Origin of the sequence: Clostridioides sp. ZZV15-6383, assembly GCF_020657735.1 — a bacterium.
In the GTDB taxonomy this organism is placed as follows: Bacteria; Bacillota; Clostridia; order Peptostreptococcales; family Peptostreptococcaceae; genus Clostridioides; species Clostridioides difficile_D.
Window position 1 is genome coordinate 1 of sequence record NZ_JAGWCV010000032.1, and the last position, 14,084, is coordinate 14,084.

13 protein-coding genes are annotated in these 14,084 nt (G+C 29.9%); 2 read left to right on the plus strand and 11 right to left on the minus strand.

Annotated features, from left to right (window positions below):
- Positions 1-38: 38 nt before the first annotated feature.
- The 11 genes from KGF42_RS12255 to purE form a co-directional block, all read right to left on the minus strand.
- Positions 39-353 (minus strand): FliM/FliN family flagellar motor switch protein, encoded by a 315-nt coding sequence (locus KGF42_RS12255; protein WP_227821313.1) that lies wholly within the window; start codon positions 351-353, stop codon positions 39-41.
- A 23-nt stretch (positions 354-376) separates the two neighbouring features.
- Positions 377-805, minus strand: coding sequence for a YaaR family protein (locus KGF42_RS12260; RefSeq protein WP_227821314.1), 429 nt, complete (start codon positions 803-805; stop codon positions 377-379).
- Positions 806-813: 8 nt separating this feature from the next.
- Positions 814-1,482, minus strand: coding sequence for a transglycosylase SLT domain-containing protein (locus KGF42_RS12265; protein ID WP_227821315.1), 669 nt, complete (start codon positions 1,480-1,482; stop codon positions 814-816).
- A gap of 448 nt (positions 1,483-1,930) precedes the next feature.
- Positions 1,931-5,737, minus strand: a complete 3,807-nt coding sequence (locus tag KGF42_RS12270; RefSeq protein ID WP_227826422.1) for a phosphoribosylformylglycinamidine synthase — start codon at positions 5,735-5,737, stop codon at positions 1,931-1,933.
- A 24-nt stretch (positions 5,738-5,761) separates the two neighbouring features.
- Positions 5,762-7,012, minus strand: coding sequence for a phosphoribosylamine--glycine ligase (gene purD, locus KGF42_RS12275; protein ID WP_227821317.1), 1,251 nt, complete (start codon positions 7,010-7,012; stop codon positions 5,762-5,764).
- 10 nt (positions 7,013-7,022) lie between these two features.
- Positions 7,023-8,555: a bifunctional phosphoribosylaminoimidazolecarboxamide formyltransferase/IMP cyclohydrolase gene (gene purH, locus KGF42_RS12280; RefSeq protein ID WP_227826423.1), complete on the minus strand. Its 1,533-nt coding sequence runs from the start codon at positions 8,553-8,555 to the stop codon at positions 7,023-7,025.
- Positions 8,548-9,141 (minus strand): phosphoribosylglycinamide formyltransferase, encoded by a 594-nt coding sequence (gene purN, locus KGF42_RS12285; RefSeq protein ID WP_107618913.1) that lies wholly within the window; start codon positions 9,139-9,141, stop codon positions 8,548-8,550. The genes purH and purN overlap by 8 nt, the downstream gene beginning before the upstream one ends.
- On the minus strand, positions 9,135-10,211 hold the full coding sequence (purM, locus tag KGF42_RS12290; protein ID WP_227821320.1) for a phosphoribosylformylglycinamidine cyclo-ligase: 1,077 nt from the start codon (positions 10,209-10,211) through the stop codon (positions 9,135-9,137). The genes purN and purM overlap by 7 nt, the downstream gene beginning before the upstream one ends.
- Positions 10,205-11,572, minus strand: a complete 1,368-nt coding sequence (gene purF / locus KGF42_RS12295) for an amidophosphoribosyltransferase (RefSeq protein WP_003420968.1) — start codon at positions 11,570-11,572, stop codon at positions 10,205-10,207. The genes purM and purF overlap by 7 nt, the downstream gene beginning before the upstream one ends.
- A gap of 11 nt (positions 11,573-11,583) precedes the next feature.
- Complete coding sequence (gene purC / locus KGF42_RS12300; protein WP_054272227.1) at positions 11,584-12,282, minus strand: phosphoribosylaminoimidazolesuccinocarboxamide synthase; 699 nt, start codon at positions 12,280-12,282, stop codon at positions 11,584-11,586.
- 5 nt (positions 12,283-12,287) lie between these two features.
- Positions 12,288-12,764 (minus strand): 5-(carboxyamino)imidazole ribonucleotide mutase, encoded by a 477-nt coding sequence (gene purE / locus KGF42_RS12305; protein WP_003425290.1) that lies wholly within the window; start codon positions 12,762-12,764, stop codon positions 12,288-12,290.
- Positions 12,765-12,940: 176 nt separating this feature from the next.
- Here purE and KGF42_RS12310 point away from each other — a divergent pair, with 176 nt between their 5' ends.
- Both KGF42_RS12310 and KGF42_RS12315 read left to right on the plus strand, forming a co-directional pair.
- Positions 12,941-13,315, plus strand: a complete 375-nt coding sequence (locus tag KGF42_RS12310) for a nitroreductase family protein (protein WP_227826429.1) — start codon at positions 12,941-12,943, stop codon at positions 13,313-13,315.
- 550 nt (positions 13,316-13,865) lie between these two features.
- A complete protein-coding gene (locus KGF42_RS12315; RefSeq protein ID WP_003420960.1) occupies positions 13,866-14,081 on the plus strand; it encodes a hypothetical protein in 216 nt (71 codons plus the stop codon).
- Positions 14,082-14,084 lie beyond the last annotated feature (3 nt).

Sequence of the window (14,084 nt, forward strand, 5' to 3'; positions counted from 1 at the left end):
CTAATATAGAATAATCTAAGGGGATATTTTTTAAAGTATTAATTTATGTCTGAATCTTCTATTTTAGATAATCTTACATATAATGTTTCATTTGTAATAATACTTTCTCCATAAGCAAACAACCTGTCATTTGCATATATGTCTAATTTTTCATCTACATTCTTATTTAGTTTTATTATAGAACCTTCTTTTAAATCTAATATTTTTTTTATTGTTTCTGTTGTGTTTCCTATGGAAACAGCCACATTTACTTTCGCATTAAAAACATTTTGATTTTCCTCTATAATCCCAGTCTTTTCTTCTATTAATTGACCAAAATTCAATTCATATATATCTTCTTTTTTGCTATTCATAAAAATTTTCTCCTTGTGTAATCTTATCTATACATATCTATCAATAAACCTTGTATCATATCAACAGTAGAAACAATATCTATATTTTCTTTTTCTTCACTAAGTAGTTTACTAGTCATATTCTCAAGTTTGTTATCAATAATCTTTACATTCTTATAATATTGATGCTCCCAGAAACCACCACTTTTATCAAGTGAATACATATTATCTACAACAGATTTTAGGTATTCTTTTACTGCATTTTTATATCTACTAATATCACCATAATTTTGTGTAAGTACAAGCCTTTCCCCAGCCTTTTTTACACTATCTAAATTCTTTTTTATATCTTCTAGTGAAGAAGATTGTTTTACAAAGTTTAAGCTATCAGAAAACTTGTTATTTTCCTTTGTTTTTTTAACTTCTATACTTCTACTTGGACTTATATTTAGCTTGTCTATATTTATACCCATAATAAATTCTACCCTCTATAATATTTCATAACCTTAGGTATATAATTTTGTGTCTCTTTTGGCATTTTATACAAGTCCGAAATTGATTCTACGCCTCTACTTCTCATTCTACCAGGTCCACCATTATATGCCATCAATCCCATTTCTATACTACCTCCAAACATATCTATATACTCCTTAATATGTCTAGTCCCAGCATCTATATTTTGTTCTATGTTAAAAGGGTCTGTTACTCCTAAATCTCTGCAATTTTCTGGCATAAGTTGCATAAGACCCTTGGCCCCAGCAGAAGATACAGTATTTGGGTTAAAATCTGATTCAACTTTAATTATTGCCTTTATAAGATTTGCATCTACATTATATTTCTTTGATGCTTGCTCTACAGCATTTTCAATTCTCGACTTTACACTTTTATCTTTTGTATCAACTTCAATAAACTTACCAACTGTATTATTTACTACACTATCAAGTTCATTAAACAGTTTTTCAGAATTAGATGATAAATTATATCCATTAGAGGTTTGTTGATTATTTTGTGATAATGCTTTCAACAATGTCATCATAATCATGTCAAATCCAGACGAATTATTATATCCACAGTTGCATTGATTTGTGGTATTACTACCAGATAATTGTGTCAATGCCAATATATTTATTAGTGAACTTATTTCGTTCAAAATAAAACTCCCCTTTCTAAATTTTATAAACTTTAAAGTTGTCCTTATATAATTCAAGATACTTGAGTTCCTATAAAGTCTTCTTGTTATAGACTCCTTTGTTAAATTAATTTCTTTTATATTCATTAAAACTCTAAATTTAGTTTCACTACATTATGATTATCGGATAAATAAAAAAAATATTTATACTTAAATTATTTACTAATTATTTTTTTAATTGACTACTAGACTCTTTTTATTAATACTTTACTTTATTATAATTACTACTAATAAACAATCAATTTTAATTAATTATAACACAGCTTGTATTTTAACTTAAGTTGAACTTATTATTTCTTACATAAATAAAAAGAGATGTAATATTAAATGATTATCATCACATTATTACATCTCTTCAAATCTAAATATCTAAAATATATATTGTAACTAACAGTTAATCATCAGAGCTTTATCTAAAATACTTAACTCCAGATTCAAATATCTCTTGGTCTTTTTCACCTATGATATTCTTAAATACTTCCTCTCCGATTCTCTCAGAATGTCCCATTTTACCAAACACTCTACCATCAGCACTAGTTATACCTTCAACAGCATAGAATGAACCATTTGGATTAAACTCAATATCATAAGTAGCCTCATTATTAAAATCAACATACTGAGTTGCTACTTGCCCATTGGCAATTAATTCTCTCATAACATCTTCACTAGCAACAAATTTACCTTCTCCATGAGAAATTGCTATATTGTGAATATCTCCAACATTAGTTTGAGCTAACCAAGGAGATTTATTAGATGAAATTCTAGTTCTAGCAATCTTAGCTTGATGACGACCAATATTGTTGTAAGTAAGTGTTGGTGCATTTTCGCTTGGAACTCTTATTTCTCCATATGGAACTAATCCTAATTTAATTAGTACTTGGAATCCATTACAGATACCTAGCATTAGACCATCTTTTTGAGTTAAAAACTCATTTATAGCTTCTTGTACTCTAGGATTTCTAAATACAGTAGCTATAAATTTACCAGAACCATCTGGCTCATCACCAGCACTAAATCCACCTGGTAACATTATTATTTGAGAAGATTTTATTTCATTTACTATTGTATCTATAGAATCTTCTATGTCTTTATAAGTTAAATTCTTAAATACTCTTATATTTGCACTAGCTCCTGCTCTTTCAAATGCTCTTGCAGAGTCATATTCACAGTTTGTTCCAGGGAATGCTGGTATAAACACTCTTGGAGTAGCTATACTTAATGATGATTTTTTAGCCTCTCCTTGTGATATATAACTTATAGTCTCTATCTTTGATTTTACATCTTCTGTTTTAGTTGGGAATATAGGCTCTAAAGTACTACAATGTGCTTTATATAATTTATCTAGTGAAAGTTCTTCACCTTTGATAAATATACTAGCTTCTTTAACTGTACTTCCAAGCACTATGTAATTATATCCATCTAGTATACTCAAATCATCATTTGCTAATTCAAGTACTATATTTCCATAACTAGCCTCAAATAATTTATCAGCTGTAAATACTTTTTCAGCTTCTTCACTAAACTTAAATCCTATTTTATTACCAAAAGCCATTTTACTTATTGCTTCACCTACACCTGCAAATCCCAATGCGTATGTTGATAAAACTTTGTTTCCATGTATAAGTTCTCTTACTTTGTCTAAGTTTCTCTTTAATTCTTCAAAATCTATAACATCATTTTCTGCCTTGTTTACACATAACATTACTACTTTTGAATCTACTTTTTTAAATTCTGGAGATACTACTTTCTTAGCATCTACTGTATCAACAGCAAATGAAACTAGTGTTGGTGGAACTTCAATATCTTTAAATGTACCAGACATACTGTCTTTTCCACCTATAGCAGGTATCTCAAATTTACTTTGTACATAGAACGCCCCTAAAAGTGCTGAGAATGGTTTACCCCATTTTTCTGGATTGTTACCAAGTTTCTCAAAATACTCTTGGAATGTAAGTCTTGTTGTACTATAATTTCCTCCAATAGCAACCAATTTACACACAGATTCTACTACTGCATATAAAGCACCATGGAATGGGCTCCATTTTCCTACCTTTGGATTGTATCCATAAGTCATTATTGTAGAAGTATTAGTTTCTCCTCCAAGTACTGGTATCTTAGCAACCATACCTTGAGTTGGAGTAGCTTGATACTTTCCTCCAAATGGCATAAGCACTGTATTACCACCAATTGTATTATCGAACATCTCAACTAATCCTTTTTGAGAACAAACATTAAGGTCAGATAATACTTTTGTAAACTTGTCTTTCATACTTGCACACTTAACATCTTTTATTATTTCATTAGAATTAAAGAATGTATTTTCTTCATCTACTTTAGTAACATGAACATCAGTAGTTTGTTTTACTCCATTTGTATCCAAGAACTCTCTATTTATATCTACAATTGCTTTTCCATTCCAGAACATTCTTAAATATCCCGTATCTGTTACTGTAGCTACATGTGTAGCTTCTAAGTTTTCTTCTACTGCTAATTGTATAAATTTATCTTTATCTTCTTTTTTTATAGCTACTGCCATACGCTCTTGTGACTCTGAAATTGCAAGTTCAGTTCCATCAAGTCCATCATATTTTTTAGGCACTAAATCTAAGTTTATATCTAAACTATCAGCAATCTCTCCTATAGCAACACAAACTCCACCTGCTCCAAAATCATTACATCTCTTTATCATTTGAGCAACTTCTTTATTTCTAAAGAATCTTTGTATTTTTCTTTCGTTAGGAGCATCTCCTTTTTGAACTTCTGCACTACAAGTTAAGATTGATTCTTCACTATGTTCTTTAGATGAACCAGTTGCTCCTCCACAACCATCTCTTCCTGTTTTTCCACCAAGAAGAATTATTACATCTCCTGCTTCAGGTCTTTCTCTTACTACATTCTCTTTTGGCGCTGCTGCTATAACAGCACCTATTTCCATTCTCTTTGCAACAAAGTTTTCATCATATACTTCTGCAACTTGCCCAGTTGTAAGACCTATTTGGTTACCATATGAACTATATCCATGAGCAGCTTCTGTAGTTATTTTTCTTTGCATAAGTTTTCCAGGCAAAGTATCCTCTAAAGTTGTTCTTGGGTCAGCACTTCCTGTAACACGCATTGCTTGATAAACATAACTTCTTCCTGATAGTGGGTCTCTTATAGCTCCACCTAAACAAGTAGCTGCCCCACCAAATGGCTCTATTTCAGTTGGATGGTTGTGAGTTTCATTTTTAAACATTACTAAATATTTTTCCATCTTACCATCAACTTCAACATCTACATTTATACTACATGCATTTATTTCTTCACTTTCATCTAGGTCATTTAATTTTCCGTTTTTCTTTAATTCTTTTACTGCAACTGTAGCTATATCCATTAAACATATATCTTTGTGTCTATTTACATATACATTGTCTCTTGAGTTAAGATACATTTGATACGCTTCTTTTACTATATTATTAAATTTACCATCTTCTATTTTTACATTTTCTATTTCAGTCATAAAAGTAGTATGTCTACAATGATCAGACCAATAAGTATCTAGAACTTTTATTTCTGTTATAGTTGGATTTCTCTTTTCTGTATCTTTAAAATATTTTTGAACGTGTTGTAAATCTCCTAAAGTCATTGCTAACCCTTTTTCACTTACAAATGTTCTTAATCCATCTTCATCTAAATCTATAAATCCATCTAATACTTCAACTGTTGTTGGTATCTCCGTTTCCATTTTTAATGTTTCTGGTTTTTCTAAAGATGCTTCTCTACTATCTACTGGATTTATACAGTAATCTTTTATTTTAGAAAACTCTTCATCAGTTATTTTACCTGATAATATATAGACTTTTGCTGTATTAATGGCAGGTCTTATCCCTTGATTTACGATTTGGACACATTGAGCTGCCCAGTCACCTCTTTGGTCATATTGACCAGGAAGAAATTCTATTGCAAACACTCTTTCACCATTTAATTCTGGTATTTCTTCATAATATACTACATCTAGATTTGGTTCAGAGAATATTGTCTTTGCTGCATTTTCATAAACTTCTTCTGATATTCCTTCTACATCATATCTATTTAATATTCTTAAATTTTCTATATTACTTATGTGTAAACTTTCCACCAAGTCTTTTTTTAAAGCTTTAGCCTCAAGGTCAAAACCTTCTCTTTTTTCAACTAGTACTCTTCTAACCATTGAGTCTTTATTTTCAGTATTCAACATACCTTATCCTCCATTTTAGAAAAATTATCTTCCTATGTCTGTTCTATAGTGCATTCCTTCAAAGTTTATCTTCTTTATGTTTTCATAAACTTTTTCTGCTGCATCCTTAACTGTAGCTGACTTTGCAGTTATACCAATTACTCTTCCTCCATTGGTAACTAAATTACCATCAAGCATCTTAGTGCCACTATGGAATACTACTATATCATCATCCAAGTTTTCAAGACCAGTTATAATTTTCCCTTTTTCATAACTGTCTGGATACCCTCCTGATGTAAGCATAACACATACAGCTTCATCATCACTATAATTTATTTCTATATCTTTTAATTTATTATCCAATATAGCTTCCATTATCTCATGTAAATCTGTTTCTAATCTAAATAAAACAGATTGTGTCTCAGGATCTCCAAATCTTACATTATATTCAAGTACTTTTTCTCCATCTTCAGTTATCATAAGACCAACAAATAAAATACCTTTAAAGTTAAGTCCATCTTTTTTGAATCCTTCTAAAGTTTTTTCTAATACTGTCTCTTTTACTTTATTTGCTAATTCTTCTGTATATATTTCACTAGGTGAAAAAGTCCCCATTCCACCAGTGTTTGGCCCTTGTTCATAGTTGTTTACCTTCTTATGGTCTTTTGCACTTGCCATAGGAACTATTGTATCATTATCTACAAATGCCAAAATTGAAGTTTCTATTCCTTTTAAAAACTCTTCAATTACTATTTTATCTCCAGCAGTTCCAAACTTCTTATCTGACATCATTTCTTTTAAAGTTGCTATAGCATCTTCTCTATTTTCAGGTATTACAACACCTTTTCCAGCAGCTAATCCGTCTGCTTTTATTACTACCGGATATCCAAAGCTATCTATTTCTGATATAGCTTCTTCTAAGTTTGTATATTCTTTATATTTTGCAGTAGGTATGTTATGTTTTATCATAAAATCTTTTGAAAAAGCTTTACTCCCTTCAAGTTGAGCACATTTTTTATTAGGTCCAAATACTCTTAACCCTTCTTTTTCAAACTCATCTACTATTCCCATAACTAGTGGTACTTCTGGTCCTACTATTGTCAGACCTATTTTATTTTCTTTGGCAAATTTTAAAAGTTCTTCTATATTAGTATCACCTATATTTAAACATTCTGCTACATTTGCAATTCCTGCATTACCTGGCGCGCAATAAATTTTTTCTACATTCTTTTCTTTGCTTAGTTTCCAACATATAGCATGCTCTCTTCCGCCACCGCCTACAACCAATATCTTCATAATATCCTCCTTAGTGTTTGAAGTGTCTTATTCCTGTAAATACCATAACCATATCATACTTATCACAAGCTTCTATTGAATCTTTATCTTTTATAGAACCACCTGGTTGAACTACTGCTGATATTCCATATTCATGAGCTAATGTTACACAATCATCAAATGGGAAAAATGCATCTGATGCTAAAACAGCTCCTTTAAAATCTTTATTTTTGTTATTTTCAAGAGCATTTTTTAATGCCCAAATTCTTGATGTTTGTCCACAACCTAAAGCTAGAGTTTGTCCATTTTTTACTATTGCAATTGCATTTGATTTCATATTTTTTACTACTCTCATACCAAATTCCATGTCCTTAAGTTGTTCATCTGTTGGTTTTGCTTTTGTTACATTTTCACTTTTTTCTGCTAATATATTATTTCTATCTTGTATTAATAATTTTCCATCTAAATATTTCATTTCATATGGTTGTAAACTATTTTCTATCTTAGCTAATTTTAATATTCTTAGATTTTTCTTTTGCTTAAGTATCTCTAAAGCTTCTGGTTCAAAATCATATGCTACTACTATTTCTAGGAATATTTCATTTAATTTCTCTGCTGTAGCCTTATCTATAGTAGAAGTTATTCCTACTATTCCTCCAAATATTGAAATCTTATCCGCTTCATAACATTTTGTATATGCTTCAAAAGCATCTTTTCCTAGCCCTACTCCACATGAATTAGCATGTTTTATAGCTACTGAAACTACTTCTTCACTATCTTTAAATTCTCTCATTACTTCTAAACATCCATGTAAATCGTTTAAGTTGTTAAAAGAAAGTTCTTTACCGCCTAATTGCTCATAATTTAAGATTGGATTTTTTGCATTTGATTGTGAATATAAGAAACCATTTTGATGTGGATTTTCTCCATATCTTAAAGTTTGTTCTTTTTGGAAAGTTAAATTTAATATGTCAGGATACGTATCTCCAACTTCTCCAGCAAAATAACTAGATATTAACGCATCATATCTTCCTGTAGTTGAGAAAGCTTTATATGATAATTTTTTTCGGTCTTCTAATGTCATTGTGTCTGTTTTTAATTTTTCTATTATAGAATCATAATCTTTTATATCTACTACTACTATTACATCTTTATAGTTTTTAGCAGCAGAACGTATCATAGATGGTCCACCAATATCTATATTTTCTATCATTTCATCATGGCTTTTTCCAGCTTTTAAAGTTCCTTCAAAATCATATAGATTTACAGCTACTAAATCTATTGAACATATTTTGTGTTCATTTACAGTTTCTACATGAGATTCTTTATCTCTTTTATAAAGTATACCACCATGTATATATGGATTTAATGTTTTTACTCTTCCATCTAATATTTCTGGAAAGTTTGTAACATCTTCAACTTGCATTACATTAACTCCATTTTCTTTTAATGTCTTAAAAGTATTTCCTGTAGATATAATTTCATAATCTAGCTTATTTAACTCTTTAGCAAATTCCACTACACCTGTCTTGTCAGTTACACTTATTAAAGCTCTCTTACTCATTTATAAACACTCTCCTACCTTGAAGTTTTAATTTATTTTCACAAAAAAGACTTATACTTTCTTTTAAAATCCTATGTTCAACTTCTAACACTCTTTTTGCAAGTGTTTTTGCATCATCATCTTGATTCACTTTAACTACATCTTGCATTATGATTGGTCCAGTATCAGCACCTTCATCAACAAAATGAACTGTAGCACCAGTTACTTTAGCTCCATAATCTATCACACCTTGATGAACTTTTTCTCCATAGAATCCAGCTCCACAGAATGAAGGAATTAATGATGGATGTATGTTTATCATTTTGTTTCTAAACTCATTAACCAGCTTTGGGCTGATTATTTTTAAATAACCAGCCAATACTACTAAATCTATTTTATTTTCTTTAAGAATTTCTATTATCTTGTCTTCATTAGTTTCACAAATTGCCTTTATGTTATGATTTTTAGCTCTCTCTAATCCATAAGCATCTTGCTTACTTGAGATAACTACTTTAACCTGACCTTTGATTTCTCCAGACTCAGTGCCATCTATAACTGCTTGTAAATTTGTTCCTCCACCAGATATTAAAACTCCTATATTTAGCATAATTCTACACCTTCATGACTATCTACTACTTCACCAATTATATAAGCTTTATCTTCTAGTAATTCACTGTATTTTTTATCTACATAAGCAGCATTGTCATTTTCTCTATTATTTATAAAGTTTACAACATTGTCAGCATTTTCTTTATCTACTATTAAAACTAATCCAATACCCATGTTGAAACTCTTATGAAGTTCTCTCTCATCAACAGCATTAAAACCTTCTATCATTTTGAATATAGGAGGCTTCTCCCAAGATTTTTTATTGATATCTAATCCTAACCCTTTAGGTATAACTCTTGTTATGTTTTCTATAAGCCCTCCACCAGTTATGTGAGCTATAGCTTTTATGTCATGTTTCGCTAGTACATCTAAAGCTAATTTAACATATATTTTAGTTGGTGTTAAAAGTGCTTCTCCAACTGTCATTCCTAGTTCTTCAACATATTGTTCCATTTTATAATTGTAAGTTTCCAAAAATATCTTTCTTATAAAAGAAAAACCATTACTGTGTACTCCACTTGAAGATATACCAACCAATACGTCTCCTGATTTAACATTGTTTCCAGAAACAATCTTTTCTTTGTCTGCTATTCCTACAGAGAATCCTGCTAAATCATAGTCATCTTCTCCATACATTCCAGGCATTTCAGCAGTTTCTCCACCAATTAGTGCACAACCAGATATTTTACAACCATCTGCAATTCCACCAACTATTTTTTCTATATGCTCAGGAACTAATTTCCCAAGAGCTATATAATCAAGGAAAAATAATGGTTTTGCTCCTTGACAAATCAAATCATTTACACACATTGCAACTAAATCTATTCCAACAGTATCATGCTTGTCCATCATTTGAGCTATTTTTAATTTAGTCCCAACACCATCTGTAGATGCAAGCAAAACTGGTTCTTTCATACCTACAAAATCTTTTAAACTGTATAGCCCACTGAAGTTACCTAAATCTCCAACTACATTTCCATCATAAGTTCCTTTTATTTTACCTTTTATAAGGTCTACTGCTCTATTTCCTTCATCTATATCTACACCTGATTCTTTATATGTTAACATGAAAGTAGTTCCTCCTTATCAATTTTCTTAACTGGGTATTCCCCATCAAAACAAGCTTTACAGAAAGTAGACTTATGTTCTGTTGCATCTAACATTCCTTCTATATCTAGGAATTTTAAACTATCACATCCAATATATTCTCTCATTTCTTCTACGTTGTTACTTGATGCAATTAACTTAGAGCGATTTGGAGTATCTATTCCATAGTAACAAGAGTAAGCTACTGGAGGAGATGTTATTCTAAGATGAATTTCTTTTGCTCCTGCTTCTCTTAAAGATTTTACTAATTGTTTAGATGTAGTTCCTCTTACAATTGAGTCATCTACTAAAATTATAGACTTTCCTTTTATTATTGTTGAAAGAGGATTTAATTTTATTTTTACTGCTATTTCTCTTTCTTCTTGTGTAGGTTTTATAAATGTTCTTCCTACATATCTATTTTTAACTAAGCCTTCACTTATTTTTAATCCACTAGCATTTGCATAACCAATAGCTCCTGGCCAACCTGAATCTGGAACTGGAACTACCATATCTGCTTTTACAGTTTCATTCTGAGCTAATCTTTCACCACATTTAATTCTGAATTCATACGCATTTACATTGTCTATAGTTGCATCATTTCTTGCAAAGTATATGTGTTCAAATATACAACTCTTCTTAACTGGCTTATAATTTTCTGAATAAAAATATGATTTTAATTCTCCATCTTTAACTACTATTATTTCTCCTGGCTCTACATCTCTTATAACTTCTCCGCCAAGTATATCTATTGCACAATTCTCTGATGCAAATATATATTCATCACCCTTTTTACCAAGTACAAGAGGTCTGAATCCATGTGGGTCTCTAACTGCAACCAATTCTTCTTGACTCATTATTACAAGAGCATATGCACCTTTTATATAATCCATTGTCACTTTTAAGCTTTCTACTATATCCCCTTTGTAATATCTTGCAAGTATATATAAAATCACTTCTGTATCTGAATTAGTTTGGAACATATATCCATCTTCTTCTAGCATGTCTTTTAAATAATTTGCATTGACTAGATTTCCATTATGAGCTATGGCTAATTGTCTTTTTCTACAGCTTCCAACTAAAGGTTGACAATTAGAAACATGACTTCCTCCAGCTGTTGAATATCTAACATGTCCAATCCCTATGTTTCCTTTTAACTTAGATAATTCACTTTCCTTAAAAACATCTCCAACTAATCCCATATCTTTTTTGTACTTAATTTCTCCATCATCTAAAAGAGCTAAACCACAGCTTTCTTGCCCCCTGTGTTGCATAGAATATAAAGAATAATACAGTTCTTTAGTTACATCTTTATTAGAGTAAATCCCTAAAACTCCACACATACATTTGCCTCCTATTTATTATTCATTCTTGAAAGTACTTCCGTATAACCTTCTACAAGGTCTCCAAGGTCTTTTCTAAATCTGTCCTTATCTAACTTTTCATTTGTATTTACATCCCAAAGTCTACAAGTGTCTGGTGATACTTCATCTGCCAATATTATATTTCCTTGAGAATCTTTACCAAATTCTATTTTAAAGTCAACTAACTTTAGGTTTAATTTTAAGAAAAATGCTTTTAGTAACTCATTTATTTTTAAAGTTTCTTCTCTTAAGAATTTTAATTCTTCCCTAGTTGCTAACTTCATTGCTACTGCATAATCGTCATTTAGCATTGGGTCACCATAAGCATCATTTTTGTAGCTTATCTCAAAAATTGGCTCGTCGAAAACCACACCTTCTTCAAGACCAACTCTTTTACAAATAGAACCAGCAGCAATATTTCTTACTATTACTTCTAATGGTAAAATGTCTACCTTTTTAACTAACATTTCTCTATCTGATAAACTTTTTATAAAGTGTGTATTTATATTATTTTCTTTTAACATTTCAAAGATTATTGTTGATATCTTATTATTTAGTATACCTTTTGAAGATATTTCTGCTTTTTTTTCTCCATTAAATGCTGTCGCATCATCTTTATAATAAACAACATATTCATTTTCATTATCTGTAGAATATACTTGTTTTGCTTTTCCTTCATATAATAACATTTCTGTTACCCCCTTAAATTCTTGTCGTCTTCTAGCACCTTTTGTGCCATCTCTTCTCTATATGATTTCAAATCCTCTTTTAATTTTGGGTATTTTAAAGTCATTATTTGTAATGCCAATAAAGCTGCGTTTAAACCTAAGTCTATTGTAACTGTTGCAACTGGTATTCCTTTTGGCATTTGAACTATTGATAAAAGTGAGTCTAGTCCATCCATAGTTGATGATTTAATAGGTAATCCTATTACAGGAATTAATGTTTGTGAAGCTATTACACCTGGAAGGTGTGCTGCTTTTCCTGCTGCTGCTATTATTACATCTGTATCATCTTCTATTTCTTTTAGGAATATTGAAAGTTGTTCTGGTGTTCTATGAGCAGATAATGCTCTTGCTACAACTTCTATTCCATATTTTTCAAGCAGTTTTATCCCTTCTTCTAATTTTGGATAATCTGATTTTGAACCCATAACTACTGCTACTTTCATTAGACTTCCCCTCTCCGTTTATAAGTTATTTTACACTCTAAATCATTCGTATAATTATACGAATTATATATATTAAATTTTATATTAATATACATATATTATCAACTCTTTTTTGAAATTTTTTAAAAAAAATATTACTTGTAATTTTTTCATTCGCCACCTGTCGAACATTATTCATATTTTTTTGTAAAAATAAAAAAGGAGCTGTCTCAAAATCACAGCATAGAGCAAAGCATATAGAATTCGCACCATTATATATAGTCGTACTTGGAAATAGAGATAAATTCTTAAAGCCTGGTAAATGGATACAAGATTTAGGTGCTTGCACACAAAATTTATTGTTAGAAGCTACTAATCAAGGTCTAGCTACTTGTTGGGCAGGAGTATTTCCTAAAAATAAAGTGGTAAATAAGGTTAGACAAGCTTTAGACTTACCAGTAAAATTAATACCATATGCCCTTATATCTATAGGATATAGTGAAGAAAAAAATGAATTTATAGACCGATTTGATGAAAATAAAATACATAGAAATGCATATAAAAATAGATAAAGTTCTATTTCCATAGACCATCTGGGTCATAAAAATCTCCTGTATCTACTAATGCTATATTAGGGGACTTTTCTTTATTTTGAAATTGATATTAAACAAGACTTAAAACCTTGGTTTTATTTTTAAAATTCATTTTATCTCCCTATAAAATTTAAGATATAGAAAGTATAGCAGTTAAGTATTTTAAATTTGTTGATAATATCCTAAAATTAGCCATTTTTCCTTAAAGTATTTTAATAAGTTAATACTTCCCGTCAAAACTTAAAGAAAAATATACCATTTAATGATTATCATTAAAATTAATCTTTGTACAAAAATTCATATTGACTCTTGAAGAAGTACATACAAGTAAATTTTGTTTAATGAATATTTAAATAATTTATCTGATAGATATTTAATGATAACTCTCCTACAAAATTTTATTAGTATATAAGTTAACTAAACTTTGATATAAAGAGAATATAAAATACTGTAAAAAAGTGTTATGGTTATTTCGTTAAAAAGAAAGACATACTATTAAAGCATAAATTACAATATAGGAGATGATTAAATGAGAATACTTTCAGAAACTGAAAAAATATCTTTAGCAGCAGTTATAAAAATGGAATCTGATGGATTACTTATGCAAAGAGCAATAAATATGTTAATATCAGATGAAGACCTAAAAAGACAATCAGAATCTAGCATATTAGCAACAGAAGGAAGAATTAAAGCTATACAACAATTTATAGTTGAAAATGAAATACTAATTTCTGAGGAGGTATAGATA